Annotated in this window: 6 protein-coding genes; 2 read left to right on the plus strand and 4 right to left on the minus strand. The window is 44.3% G+C overall.

Going from position 1 to position 13,927, the window contains the following annotated elements; all coding sequences use genetic code 11:
• Nucleotides 1-3 precede the first annotated feature (3 nt).
• The 4 genes from H8706_RS06000 to H8706_RS06015 all read right to left on the minus strand — a co-directional run bounded on the left by H8706_RS06000 (nucleotide 4) and on the right by H8706_RS06015 (nucleotide 4,941).
• On the minus strand, nucleotides 4-888 hold the full coding sequence (locus tag H8706_RS06000) for a carbohydrate ABC transporter permease (RefSeq protein WP_262431888.1): 885 nt from the start codon (nucleotides 886-888) through the stop codon (nucleotides 4-6).
• 24 nt (nucleotides 889-912) lie between these two features.
• Complete coding sequence (locus tag H8706_RS06005) at nucleotides 913-1,866, minus strand: ABC transporter permease (RefSeq protein WP_178347668.1); 954 nt, start codon at nucleotides 1,864-1,866, stop codon at nucleotides 913-915.
• A gap of 16 nt (nucleotides 1,867-1,882) precedes the next feature.
• Nucleotides 1,883-3,439 (minus strand): extracellular solute-binding protein, encoded by a 1,557-nt coding sequence (locus tag H8706_RS06010; protein WP_262431889.1) that lies wholly within the window; start codon nucleotides 3,437-3,439, stop codon nucleotides 1,883-1,885.
• Nucleotides 3,440-3,630: 191 nt separating this feature from the next.
• The gene (locus H8706_RS06015) at nucleotides 3,631-4,941 is read right to left on the minus strand and encodes a family 4 glycosyl hydrolase (RefSeq protein ID WP_262431890.1); all 1,311 of its coding nucleotides are present in this window, start codon (nucleotides 4,939-4,941) and stop codon (nucleotides 3,631-3,633) included.
• 144 nt (nucleotides 4,942-5,085) lie between these two features.
• Between H8706_RS06015 and H8706_RS06020 the strand changes: the two genes are divergently transcribed.
• Nucleotides 5,086-5,928, plus strand: a complete 843-nt coding sequence (locus tag H8706_RS06020) for an AraC family transcriptional regulator (protein WP_262431891.1) — start codon at nucleotides 5,086-5,088, stop codon at nucleotides 5,926-5,928.
• Nucleotides 5,929-6,046: 118 nt separating this feature from the next.
• The gene (locus H8706_RS06025) at nucleotides 6,047-13,921 is read left to right on the plus strand and encodes a stalk domain-containing protein (protein ID WP_262431892.1); all 7,875 of its coding nucleotides are present in this window, start codon (nucleotides 6,047-6,049) and stop codon (nucleotides 13,919-13,921) included.
• Nucleotides 13,922-13,927 lie beyond the last annotated feature (6 nt).

Here is a 13,927-nt window from a genome sequence, read left to right on the forward strand (position 1 = left end):
CCCTTATCCCTTTACCGCACCAATCATAACACCTTTTGTGAAATATTTCTGTATAAACGGATACAGGCACAAAATGGGCAGTGTCGAAATTATGATAATCGCATATTTTATAGTTTCGCCCACAAATTCAAGCTCGCCCACGTCCGCACCGCCCGTCATTGCAGAGGTGTCGTTGTTGATAAGAATTTCCCTCAAAACCAGCTGGAGCGGATATTTCGGACGGTCTATCAAGAACAGCATAGCGTTAAACCACGCGTTCCAGTTTGCAACCGCATAGTACAAAATGATAACCGCAATGCTCGCCTTGCTTACGGGAAGAACGATTTTGAGCATAATGGTAAGATGGTTTGCGCCGTCAAGCTTTGCCGACTCCTCCAAACTGTCGGGAACAGACGCAAACGCGACGCGCAGTATCATCAGGTTAAACGTGTTAACCGCCGTGGGCAGTATCAGCGACCACAGACTGTTTTCCAGTCCCACCGACTTTACAACGAAGTAAAACGGTATCATACCGCCGTTTAGAAACATTGTGATTATTATGTATATAGAAATGATTTTTTGATATTTAACGTTTTTTCGCGATAAAAAATACGCACCGCATATTGTCATAATTATATTTACCGCAACGCCGAAAATCAGCACAAAAAGCGTGTTTGAATATCCCTTTAAAAGCATAGGATTTTGAAATGCCGACTTGTACGAGCCGAATGTAAACCCGATACTGTGCCACAAAACGCCCTTGTGCGACACAAATTCCACAGGGTCGCTCAGCGACGCGAACAGCACGTAAAGCATAGGATAAATCATAACAACCGCAACGAGCGTCTGCAAAACTATGTTAAATGCGTCAAACGCTCTGTCGCCGACGCTTTTTTTAATTTTGTTCATTCTTTTTACCCCTTTCTTCCGGCTCTACCACAACCCTGTGTCGGTCATTTTTCTGCTGACGGTGTTTGTCGTAATCAGCAAAATCATATTAACCGCCGAATTGATAAGTCCCACCGCCGCACTGTAGCTCCAGTTTTGGTTTGAAAAACCCATTCTGTAAACGAGCGAGGATATAACGTCGCTCCTGTCGTAAATTGCGGGATTGTAAAGAAGAATAATTTTTTCGTATCCCACGCTCATTATTCTTCCGACTCTCAAAATAAACATTGTTACAACAGTCATTGCAATGGAGGGCAGAGTGATTTTCATAATTTTTGCAATTTTTCCCGCGCCGTCGATATCCGCCGCCTCGTAAAGCTGGGGGTCGATATTCATAAGCGCGGCAAGGTATATAATGCTCTCCCAGCCTATGCTCTGCCAGATGTTTGACACAACGTAAATCGGCAGAAACATTTTGCTCTGCGAAAGCATACTCGAGCCGTTACCCGTGATTTTCGCAAAAACACTGCCGATAATTCCGTCCGGCTCGACAAACGTTTTTATCATACCGCATATTACGACAAGCGAAATAAAGTGCGGTAGATAGGATATTGTCTGAATTGTGCGCTTGAAATATTTTCCGTTAAGCTCGTTTATTAAAATTGCCATAATAATCGGCGCAGGAAACTCAAACACAAGGCAGGAAAGGCTTATGCGAAGTGTGTTTGTCACAACTCTTGCAAAATCGGGCGACTTAAAAAAGTTTATAAAATGTGTAAGTCCCACCCAGTCGCTTCCCGAAATTCCGCGCCTCGGCGAGAAATCCTGAAACGCCATAAGCAAACCGTAAAGCGGCATATAGTGAAATATAAAATAGTAAACAATCACGGGCAGAACGATAAGATACAAAATTCCGTTTTTCTTAAATTCTCTTTTCATTCCCGAAATTCCGCGGTCTTTATCCAATGTGCCCGAAATTTTTCTTTCAATGCTTTGCATACCGTTACCCCTTATTTTATTTGTTTAAATATCTGTCATAGGCAGACTGGCGCATTTCAAGAAGTCTGTCTATGCCTCTTTTGTGAAGCTGTTCAATCATTTTGTCGTAATTTTCAAGCGGTTCTGCGCCGATGATAAATTTCATCATCATTTCATCAAAATACGTGTCAATATCGTTGTTGAGCTGTGCAAATTCGTTAAGCTCTTCGGTTTTTACATAAAGATTGGGAAGCGTGTGTTCGTACGCCTCGGTATTCGACCAAGTTTTCAGCGCGCTTTTCTGCTCGTCGAGCGCCGCATACTGTTCCATATATCTTACGTCCTGAATAAACGGGCCTGCGTCGTATGAACGCGCGTAATTCGAGAGCGCAACAGTCATAGACTTGTTTTCGGGATTTTTCAAAATAAGGTCGGTATATTTGGGATAGCCGTTCTCCATTTTGTAGCTTACGCCCTCAATGCCGAAATTGTATAACATTCTGCCCTCGTCGCTGTAGCCGTAGTCGAGGAATTTAATCGCCGAATCCATATCTTTGCACGAGGTGGAAATCGCGTCAAACGACCTTGCGGTGGGCGTAACCTGAATTTGATACACGCCGAATTTTGCCGGTTTGCTTAAATCCGACGTCGGGAAAGGCGCACCCTCAAGCGAAAAGCCCTCCGTTTTTGCCGCCGCCATCCATTTGCCTATGCCCGAGCCGACCGAGCCGGACGTTGCACCGCTGAAACCGTTCAAAATGTTTGTTTCTTTCGCTTTTCCGTCAAGTGTGGTAAAACTCTGGTCGATAAGACCTTTTTTATACCAGTCGCGCATTTTTACTATAAATTCTTTAAACTGCGGGTCGAGCGGACCGAATTTCACCTTGCCGTCCTCGGCATAATAGTCGCTCGTCGCGTCAAATCCGCTTGCAAAATAATCAACCGTCAAAGCCGAAAACGGGGATTTTGCGCCTTTTTTGTCTTTAAACGCGGTGAGCACCGTTTCCCACTCGTCTATATTTCGGGGAATTTCAAGACCAAGCTCTTTGAGCCAGTCGCCCCTTAAAATAAGTCCCGTCGAGTATCCGAGGCTCTTGTCACCGCGGATAAACGGGAAAGAAAATACTTCCTTATTATCGGTTGTAACCATTTTATATATTTCTTCGTTCGCGTCGAGATATTTAAAAAGGTTAACCGCCTTGTCACGGTATTTGCCTATGTCGGTAATAACTCCCTCTTTTATTGCCTTTGCCGGACCGCCGGGATATGTAACCCAGTTATATTCGATAATATCGGGAAGGTCGGTCGATGCAACAAGTATGCTGAATTTTTCACTTTCCTGTCCCTGGGGCGGATGAATGTAGTTAACCTTTACCCCCGTGCGTTTTTCAAGCTCTTTTGCAAGCTCTGTTTCGCCGTAGTTTGATGTATAAAGCGCCATATTGCTTGTAAGAGGCATCCAGCACGAAATTTCTCCGCCGCCCTCTTTGCCCGTCTGCTTGTTTTTTCCGCACCCTGCAAGTGACGAAATGAGCATTATGCCGGCCGCCGCACCGCTGACGCATCTTAAAATTTTTGTTTTTGCTTTTTTCATATTCATTTCCTCCGCGATATGATATTTTATGATTTAATTATATCAAACCGCCGTGCAAATAAACAAGTGACCCTTTTTCTTATTATGTGCCATTTTTTAAAAAACGCCCTGTTTACGGGGATAAATATGCCTTAAAACGACAAAAAGACCGTACTTTTTAAAAAAGTACGGTCACAGAAAATGTTTAATTTTTACTTGTAATCGCCGAGATAATCAACATTCTTTTCAAATATTTCGTCACACATATTCCGTATTTCGTCAAGGCTCAGCACTGCCGACGAAAGAGGGTCCATATAAACAGCTTCGTAAACCATTTCCTTGCTTTTTTTCATAGCTGCCTCGACAACAAGGTTTTCTATTCTCGCGGTTGTGTTGACCAAAATTGCAAGATGTTCGGGCAGATTTCCCGCTATCGTGGTTTTAAATCCCATAAAATCGGCAACAACCGGAACTTCAACGCACGCGTCGTACGGAAGATTGGGAATTGAACCGTGGTTGAGCACATTTCCGTTAAACACAAACGGCTTGCCGTCGCCGAGGCGCGCATTGAAAATGTTCGCCGCGTATTCAATGCTTTTTTCCTTATCTATGCCTTTTTCCAAAAATTCGTCATACTGCTTTTTGGTATTTGCCTTTCTGTCAAGGCGGAGATTTAACGAAAACGCATATTCGCCCGGATTCCAGTTTGTGCCGTGCGTGCAGTATTTTTCAATCAAATCGGGACGTTTTCTGAACCACTGGTTATATTCGGAATTGTGTCCGCTCGACTCGGTGACGTAATATCCAAGCTTTAAAAACATCTCGTTTCGTACAATTTCTTTATTGTAAAATTCCTCGTCTTTGAGTTTTTCGCGCAAAAGAGGATAAAGGTCTTTTCCCTTGTGCTTCAGCACTGTGTAAAACGCCTGGTGGTTTACGCCCATACATTTATAAACAATTTCCTCTTTCGGAATTTCCAGCCACTCGGCAAGCATTTTAACCGTGCCCTGTACGCTGTGGCAAAGTCCCGTAACTTCAACGTTTGAGTGCTTTTGCATAGCTCCGCAAAGCATAGCCATAGGATTTGTGTAATTTAAAAACACCGCATTGGGGCAGTATTTTTCAATGTCGGCGCAAATATACAGCATAAGCGGAATGTTTCGCAGAGCGCGGAAAATTCCCGAAACGCTCCTTGTGTCGCCCACGTTTATGTCAACGCCGTATTTTTTGGGAATTTCAATTTCGTGGCGCCAAATGTCAACATCGCCGTTGAAAACCGTGCACAAAACGCCGTCCGCGCCTTTGAGCGCCTCAATCCTGTCAGTTGTCGGGGTGATTTTAACCCTCGGGCACTCCATAACCTCCGCGATTTTTTCGCAGACGTGCGTGATGTTTTTAAGATTTTCCGCGTTTGTGTCCATAAGCGCAAATTCCGCGTCCTTAAACGCCTCAAACGTCAAAAGGTCGCGCATACAGCTTGTGGTAAACTGCAAGCTTCCGGCGCCGATAAAAGCAAATTTCATTTTTCACCGCTCCTTGTATTTTTTTCTTCATTTTAATATGTGCCTAAAAATTTTACAATGGATTTTTTTAAATTTTATATGGACAATTATGCTGTTGACACATTATCAAAAACGTGTTAAAATTATGTAAAAGGAGATAAAATTATGCAAAAATATTATACCGAAAGGCAGGATAAAACAAATTTTTCATCGGCAAAATTTTTGAGTATAAACAGCTGTGAGCGGTCGCACCTTACAGGCAATCCGTACACCGTGCTGAGAAGCCGCGGACGCGTGGATTTTCAGATTATTTACGTTAATTCGGGCGTTTTAAAGGCAGAGGCGGACGGCAAAAACATACTCGCAAAAAAAGGCGACGTTATAATTTACAAACCGCACGAAAAGCAGTGCTACACCTTTGATATGCCCGATATTGAAACATATTGGGTGCACTTTTCGGGCATAGGCGCGGAGGAAATTTTAAAGCGCGCGGATTTATGGATAAAATCGGTGTATACACTTACAGGCGGACACAGAATAACCGAGCTTTTTGACGAAATGATAAAAGAGAAAACGCTCAAAAACCGCCGGTACGAAATGATTTGCGAGGCAAAACTCATTGAAATAATCGCGGAAATTTCGCGGTTTGCAACGTCCGGCACAAACGCGGAAAAGCCGCCGCAAAAGCTTATTTACGGCATAATCGAAAAAATGCGCGGTGACTTTGCGCAAAACATACAAATTGAGGAGTACGCAAAGCTTTGCGGATTGAGCCGTTCGCGGTTTGAGCATTTGTTCAAGGAGGTGACAAACCTCACACCGCACGGGTATCTGACAAAAATTCGGCTCGACAAGGCGTGCTATCTGTTGTCGAACACAAATCTCAACGTTTCGGAAATCAGTGATATGACGGGTTTTGCCGACCCGCTTTATTTCAGCCGTCTTTTCCGCAAAAAATTCGGCACACCGCCTAGCGGATACAGAAAAAAATATGAAAAATTTTTGTAAGAATTGCATATATCACACTTTGGTATGATGACAAACCGAAAAAAGTATGATATAATATCTCTATATTGTAGTATTATTATATATAAATTTAAAAATATTATAGGAGGAAAAACACACAATGACAAAACCAAACAGACTAATCAGTATTCTGTTGTCGGTGATAATGCTTGTTTCGCTGTTTCCGCAAGCGATATTTGCCGCCGACAATCCTGTCGCAAAAATAGGCAGTACAGAATACGAAACCCTCGAAGATGCGTTTGAGGCCGCATTTGGTGAAGCGGTTACAATCAAACTGCTCAACAATGCCGTATTGCAAGCCGGTGTAGATATATACACTGCCTTGACAATAGATATGCAGGGGCACTCCATTTCCGCAGTGAACGACGATATCTTAATAGATATTGCGACTTCTCCCGGAGATAAGGTTGTCTTTAAAAACGGCGTATTAAACGTCAATTTGTCAGTTACCGACGCCGACACAACAATCACCGCACCTGACGGCGAGGATTTCGCCGTTAACGGAACGGTGTATGTTGATGACGAATCGGCAAGCTTAAAAATAAGCGGTGCAAGAGTCGGCATAAACGGCACATTTAAAACCTCTTCTCCCGACATTGACATATCGGGAACAATAAGGGCAGTTGACCTTGCCGAAGAAATCACACTTCTCGGCGGCAACAGTTCCAACAAAATTGTCGGTGCAGCCGAAATCGGCGGAACACTGTCCGACGTGCAATATACACCCGATGAATACGGCTACGGTACATATATGGTGGGCGATACACCTGCAAAACAAATAAAAATCGAAGAGGCGGGCGACGAGCCTGCAAAGCCTTCGCCGACCGTTTCGCCCGAAGGTGTAAAAATTTACACAGGTCAAGAGGGAACATTTAATATAACCTTTGACAGTGATGAAAAGCTTGAGGCTTACGTGCAAAAAAACGGACTTGACGATATAACGGCAACTCTTTCGGAGGATCAGAAAACCGTTACAGTATCTGTTTCAAAAGATTATGTGCCGAAAGATCCCGATAAAATCGACATAGGCGAAACATTTACGCTCTACGTTCACGTTGTCGGTGACGCATTGCGCCAAGCTAAAACGGAGTTTACCGTTGTTAAATGCAGTCACCCCAAGGACAAAATAGAAGATGACGAAAGCGATGCAACAACCTGCCGATGCACAATCTGCGGTATAAATATGGTTAAGCTTTCCGCAACCGATTTGTCAGATTGGTCGTGGACTAACCAATACTTTGAAACCATAGACGAGGCGATAAATGCCATACCTGCTTTCGACGATATTGCAAGACTTGATGACGGCAGTCCGCGCTATCAGTACGAAGTGCGTATATATGAAGATATTGTGCTTGATCACAACCTTGAAGTGAAGGACAAAACTTTCTACTTTGCTTCGGGCGATACGAGCCTTCACGCTTCTAACTATAAATACCAGCTTTCATTTACAAACGGTTACTCTATGATAATATCAAGAGATACAATAGACCCTAAAAACAACGTGTGCCTCTACCAGTTTAATAATAGTATAGGAAACATTACGCTCGGAAAGAACGGATATCTCAAATCCCATCCGGGTCCTACCATTGACAAGCTGACATTGGCGGACGAATCCGCCGATATCAGCGGATTGAAAGACCCCAATTATGGCGAACCTATGGTCAAAATTAAAAAATTGAGCGTTACTGCGCCGGACTGCACATTGGCAGACTTTCTTGAATATGATGATATAACGCTTGGTTACCGCGGATATTCCTATATTGATTCCCGTAATGAGTACGCATTTGATTACTTTTATAACGAAACATACCAGAAATATATAGATAACGTTGTCATAGCGGAGGCGCCTATACAAAAATTCACCGTCAAGCTTGACGAGGCGAGTAAAAACGCGGTTTATCCCGACGACGTTATAATCAACGCAAGTGTTAAAAGCGGAAACGCGACATATACGGTAGACTTGCCGAGAAATTTGACGTGCGATTGGACTGAGAGCAAACAAAGCAGCAAAAACTCCAAACTCACTTTAAGCAAAGTTCCGGCAGGAACATACGATAATATCATCGTTTATGCAGTAGGAAACGACGGATATAGAATCGGAAAATATGTATCCGTCACGGTAGGGAAAAAATCTATCGAAAATAACAACGACATAACGATTAAGATAAAGGGAAAAGACGCACCTTACGAACTCACGTACGCTCCGGGCATACAGGTTAAAGAAAGCGATGTTCAGGTGTTTGACAACGGTGTTGACGTTACAAGCTTTTTTGACATCACCGTTCCGAAAACGGTACTCTTCCCCAACACGGCTTACAATGTCACAGTTACAGCAAAAGCCGACGGCAGTTATTCGGGAGAAAGAACCGTTAATTTTACTTTGGTAAAAGCTACACCCGCAGCCGGCAGAGATTTTGTTGTTACACTGCCCTCATCGCTTGTTTACGACGGAACACCGAAAAGTGTAACTTTCGGTTCCGCTGTGGGACTTAAAGCAAGCGAAATAGGATATGCAAAAAAACTGCCGGACGGAAGTTTTGACCTTCCCACGGCAGAAGCGCCGACAGAACCCGGAACATACAAGGTTTATGTAATAATCAATTCAACACCCACCTACAATGCATATAACGACTGTGCGGCGGAATTTACAATAGAAAAAGCGGACGTTAAGTATGAATATTCAATACCGTTTGAAGAAACATACGGCTATGAGGAAGACAAAAAAATCGCCGGAAGAGTTTTGCACGCAAACAGCATTGCAGCAAACGCAAAAGCGCCGACGGGACAGATAACGGTAAAATATGTTGCATCCGGCATATCCTCTGAACACAACGAAAGCGTAGATCTCAAAGATGACGGAAGTTTTGAATTTGATCTGCCGAATACGCTTACCGCAAATACAGCTCACAATTTTACAGTATATTATTCGGGCAACGTCAACTACGAAGATAAATCAGATGCCTGCCACACGGTCATCATCACCAAGTCACAGCTTAACAGTTTGAACGTTTCAGACACCGAACACAGATATTCGCCCGGTGTTGAAAGAAAAATAACGGTATCTACACCCGACTCAAAAAAGCTTACAAACGACGATTTTGACGTTAAATACTATCTCGTTGACGAAAACTCGGGCAAACTTGCGTCTGCAGAACCCGTAAGAAAAACCGTTTCGGCAAGCAGATATTTATATGTTGTTTCGCTTAACAGCGAAAGCGCAAAATGCTACTACCTTGCAAACGAATACACGGTAAACAGCACGGATATTCCCGATATGAATACCTATACAAACATTGGTTTTATGGACATCAAAGCGTCGAGCGACTTTTCGCAGAAACCCATTTCGTTTGCAAAGGGTATTGTAAACGTTAAATCGGGCGAAAAATTCACAAACACGCTTGCAAACGAAAACGCGTCAACGGTAACTTTCCATTCCTCCGACACGGACGTTGCGGAAATTGACCAAAACGGCGAAATCACCGCTAAAAAGAGCGGTACGGCGACAATCACCGCAACAAGCACAATGGAGGGCACAACTCCCGTTTACGCAAGCTGTACGGTTAACGTTAAAAAAGAACTTGCAAAAGACAGTTTTGAATTAAAAGCTGAAACAAAGTCTTACGACGGCTCAAAATATGCAACCGTTACGGCAACTTTGAAAGACGAATTTAAAGTTGACCCGACAGACGTTGTAAAAGCGGAAATCACTGCGAAATTTGACCAACCCAATGCAGGCGGCAGAACGGTAAGTTACGAAATTACGGATATTTCCGGCAAAAATGCCGACAAATACGTTTTGTCGGACAATGCAGACGATTTGAAAGGCACGCTGGACGGCACAATCGAAAAAGCGGTTGTTACGGTTATCTGCGCAAAGGTTACCACGCGCACATTTGACGGAACGGCACAGACAGTTGACGTATCGGCAATGGCAAACGGCAGAATTTTCGACCCGTCAAACTACACCGTTAAATACAACGGTGAAAATACGGCGGTCAACGTCGGCGAATACACAATAAGCATTGAACTTACCGAGAGCGCAGACGCAAATTACACGGTTGAACCGTTTAACGCGGTGCTCAAAATCACAAACGCGTCACAGGATATATTCGCGGTTGAAAACGTTCCCGAAAACGTTTACTACGGCGACACATTTGAAATTTCGGCAACCGGCGCGAACGGCGGCGTTGAATATGAAATCGTAAACGGTGCGGAATTTGCCGAAATCATCAAAGATAACGGAATTGCAAAAGTTAAAGTAAACGGCGTCGGCAAGGTGACAATTAAAGCGACAAGCAAAAAGGACGGCTACACCGACCGCACCGCAATTAAAACTTTTGAGGCGAAAAAGAGAATTTTAACACCGACGGCGGCAGCAACAAACAGAAAATACAACGGCGAAAACGGCGTTGAAGTTGAAATTTCTCTTGCAAACTTCGCAAACGGCGACACCGTTACGGCGAGCGCGTCGGGTTCAATGATAAATTCCGACGCAGGCAACGGCAAAATCGTTTACGTAAGCGGAATTACACTCAGCGACAGCGAAAAATACACACTCGGCACAAACAGCCTGCAGACAACTGTTGATATTTCGCCGATTGAAATTGAAAGCTTCACAATTTCGGCATCGGACAAAAAATATGACGGCACGGCTAACGCACAGGCAAACGTTGACAAAATAAGCAATGTAATCGAAAGCGACAAAGGCTTTGTAAGCATTGCCGGCACGGCGGAATTTGACGGCGCGGACGCAGGCGAAAACAAGACGGTTACATTCACCGCAAGCGGGCTTTCAGGCGCAAAAGCACAGAACTATACGCTCGGCGAAACATCTGCAACGGCAAGTGCAGCTATCGAACCTTTGAAAGTTAATTTCACAGTCGGTCAGACAACGTTTGTATACGACGGAAAAGACAAGGAAATAAACGTTTCCGCAACCGACGAAAACGGCAGAATTTTTAAAGATTTCAGCGTAAGCTACGATGCAGCACCCAACGAGGCAGGAACATACACCGCGACAATTTCAATCGACAGCACAAACTACATCACCGATCATGGCAGCATCACGGTGACGGTTGAAAACGCAACGCAAAGCCAGCTTGTAATCGCAGGACTTCCCGGAACTGTTGAATACGGCGACAGATTTAAACTCGAAGCTTTCGGCGGCGCGGACAACGGAACCGTTTCGTGGGAAGTGACCGACGGAAAAGCAAGCATAACAAACGACGGCGAAGTTTTTGTTGAAGGAACGGGCAAAATTGAAATCACGGCGGTTAAGACGAGCGACAACTACTCGGATATTTCGTCCAAAGTGATATTTACCGCAATGCCGAAAAACATCACGTTTGATTTTGACTGTCTCGAACAGACATTCGGCAGTACGCTCGGCAAAGTAAAGGTTATTCCGAGCGATGACAGAATTGCTGAAAGCAACTTTGAGGTAACATACGACGGCAGTGAGGAATTTCCGGCAAACGCAGGCAAATACAAGGTTGAGGTTAAAACATTAAGCCCGAACTACAAAGGCTCGGCACGTGCTACGCTTGTAATTGCCAAGGCACAGGCAACAGGCAAAATTCAGATAAACAATAAGTTTACTTACGGCGACGCAGTTTCGGCATCGGTTACGGATATTCCCGACAACACAAGCGCAAAAATCACATACGCAGGCACGAGAATTTACATTCCGCAGGAGGAAGCTCCGAAAAACGCAGGAAATTACACCGCGATTGCTGAAATCACGGGTGAAAACTACGAAACACTGACGGTTACAAAGAATTTCACAATCGAAAAAGCAAATCTCACCGTCAAAGCGCAGAACGCAAGCCGTGCATACGGTGACGCTAACCCCGTATTTAAACTTATATACGACGGATTTATAAACGGCGAGGACGAAAGCGTACTTTTATACGAACCCACCGCAACGGTTAACGCGAACGCGTCAAGCGCGGTAGGCGAATATAACATCACGATTTCGGGCGGATATGCCGAAAACTACAAGTTTGCCTACGACAACACAGGCGTGCTTGAAATTACAGGCGCGACAGATGCAAAGCTTTACATTACCGGCACAAGCTCGGCATATGTAAACGACAGCTTCAATCTTTCCGCATTCTACGGCAACACAAAGATAAATGCAACCTGGAAAAGCTCGAACACCGACGTTGCGGAGGTTGACGAAAACGGCACGGTTACGGCAAAAAGCGCAGGCACGGCAACAATCACCGCAACTGCCGGCGAAAACTACGGCAACGCGGAGGCAACATTTGACATCACGGTAAAACAGTCGAACATAACACTTGTTCCGACAGACACCGTTAAAATTTACAACGGCGAAAGACAGGAAATTTCGTTTGAACCCGTTTCGGGCTTTACTCCCGTAGTCGGAGAAAATGTTACGGTCAAATACGTTCTCACCGCCGACCCGACGGTTACAGAGCCGATTAAGGCAGGCACATACAGCGTAACCTACACGGTAACGGACAAAAGCTTTGTCGGCGGCGGAACGGCGACAATGTATATCACCAAAGCAAATATAACAGTAATACCCAAAAACATTACAAAGGTTTACGGCGACAAACCGATTTTCAGACTCGTACCGTCAATGCAGACCTCGCTCGTTTCCGACGATATTCTCTTATCGCTCGCGGAAAATGCAAGATTTAGCTGCGGTGGAACGGCAGAAAACGCAAAAGTCGGACAGTATGACATCGTTGTTGTTTTGGGAACATACGAAAACGAAAACCTCACATTCACGGTTGACGGAACGGGTACTCTTGATGTTACAAAGGCTCCCCTCACCGTTAGAGTTAAAGATGTAAGCTTTGAATACGGTGCGGAAATGCCGTTACTTGAACCTGAATTTACAGGATTTAAAAACAACGAAACAAAAGACGTTCTCGGCGGCATACCCGAATTTTCGTACAACGGAATAACAAACGTAAGCGACGCAAAAACGTATACGGAACAAACAAGCGTAAGCGGATTTACGTCGGACAATTACGAGATTGAATACCAAAAAGGAAACGTTACCGTTACACCGATAAGCGTTACGGCAAGCGCAGGCACAGCGAAAAAATCGTATCTTACAATTTTGCTTGACAAGGCGGTAAAAGGTCTTACAAAAGAAAACTTCACCGTTAAGGCAGGCGAAATTACAACAGAGCTTACAGACGTAAAAGAGAGCGCGGACGGCAAGACATACACGTTAAACGGAAGTTTTGCGGCCGGCGTGGAATACACAGTTGAAATAAGCTATGCAAACAACAATTACAGTATTATCGGAAACACCGTAAAACTTACTCCGTCAGGCTCATCGGGCGGAAACGGCGGTGGCGGCGGAAGCTCATCGGTATCGTCTTACACCGTTTCGTTTAACACAAACGGCGCAGATAAAATTGCAAGCCGGACTGTTAAAAAGAACGAAACGGCAAAAGAACCCGCAGAACCTAAAAAAGACGGTTTTGTGTTTGACGGCTGGTATTCCGACAAGAATTTGACGGTTAAATACGATTTTGCCGAAAAGGTGACAAAGAACATCACGCTTTACGCGAAATGGACTGAAAGCACAAATGATAACAGCGAAAAACAGATTATCCTCACAATCGGCAATAAAGACGCGCTTGTTTTCGGAACAGAGAAATCGAACGACGTTGCACCGAAAATCGTAAACAACCGCACAATGCTCCCTGCAAGATTTGCAGCCGAAAACCTCGGTGCGTTAGTTTTGTGGGACGAAGAAAAAGAGCTTGTGACAATAAAAGGCAAGAACCTTGAAACAAACGAAGATGTGGAAATTCTCATCACAATCGGCGCGGAAAACGCCGTTGTAAACGGCAAAGAGGTAAAACTCGACTCCCCCGCTTTTGTGGAGAACGACCGCACATATACACCCATACGCTTTATATCAGAAGAACTCGGCGCAAAAGTTGAGTGGATTGAAAGCGAACAAAAGGTTGTAATTACAGTAAAATAAGAAGCA

Source organism: Qingrenia yutianensis (assembly GCF_014385105.1).
GTDB lineage: Bacteria > Bacillota > Clostridia > UMGS1810 > UMGS1810 > Qingrenia > Qingrenia yutianensis.

Excerpts from the sequence above, each read along its gene's own strand:
- H8706_RS06010 (WP_262431889.1), bottom strand. The coding sequence starts at position 3,439 with ATGAAAAAAGCAAAAACAAAAATTTTAAGATGCGTCAGCGGTGCGGCG.
- H8706_RS06005 (WP_178347668.1), bottom strand. The coding sequence starts at position 1,866 with ATGCAAAGCATTGAAAGAAAAATTTCGGGCACATTGGATAAAGACCGC.
- H8706_RS06020 (WP_262431891.1), top strand. The coding sequence starts at position 5,086 with ATGCAAAAATATTATACCGAAAGGCAGGATAAAACAAATTTTTCATCG.
- H8706_RS06015 (WP_262431890.1), bottom strand. The coding sequence starts at position 4,941 with ATGAAATTTGCTTTTATCGGCGCCGGAAGCTTGCAGTTTACCACAAGC.
- H8706_RS06000 (WP_262431888.1), bottom strand. The coding sequence starts at position 888 with ATGAACAAAATTAAAAAAAGCGTCGGCGACAGAGCGTTTGACGCATTT.
- H8706_RS06025 (WP_262431892.1), top strand. The coding sequence starts at position 6,047 with ATGACAAAACCAAACAGACTAATCAGTATTCTGTTGTCGGTGATAATG.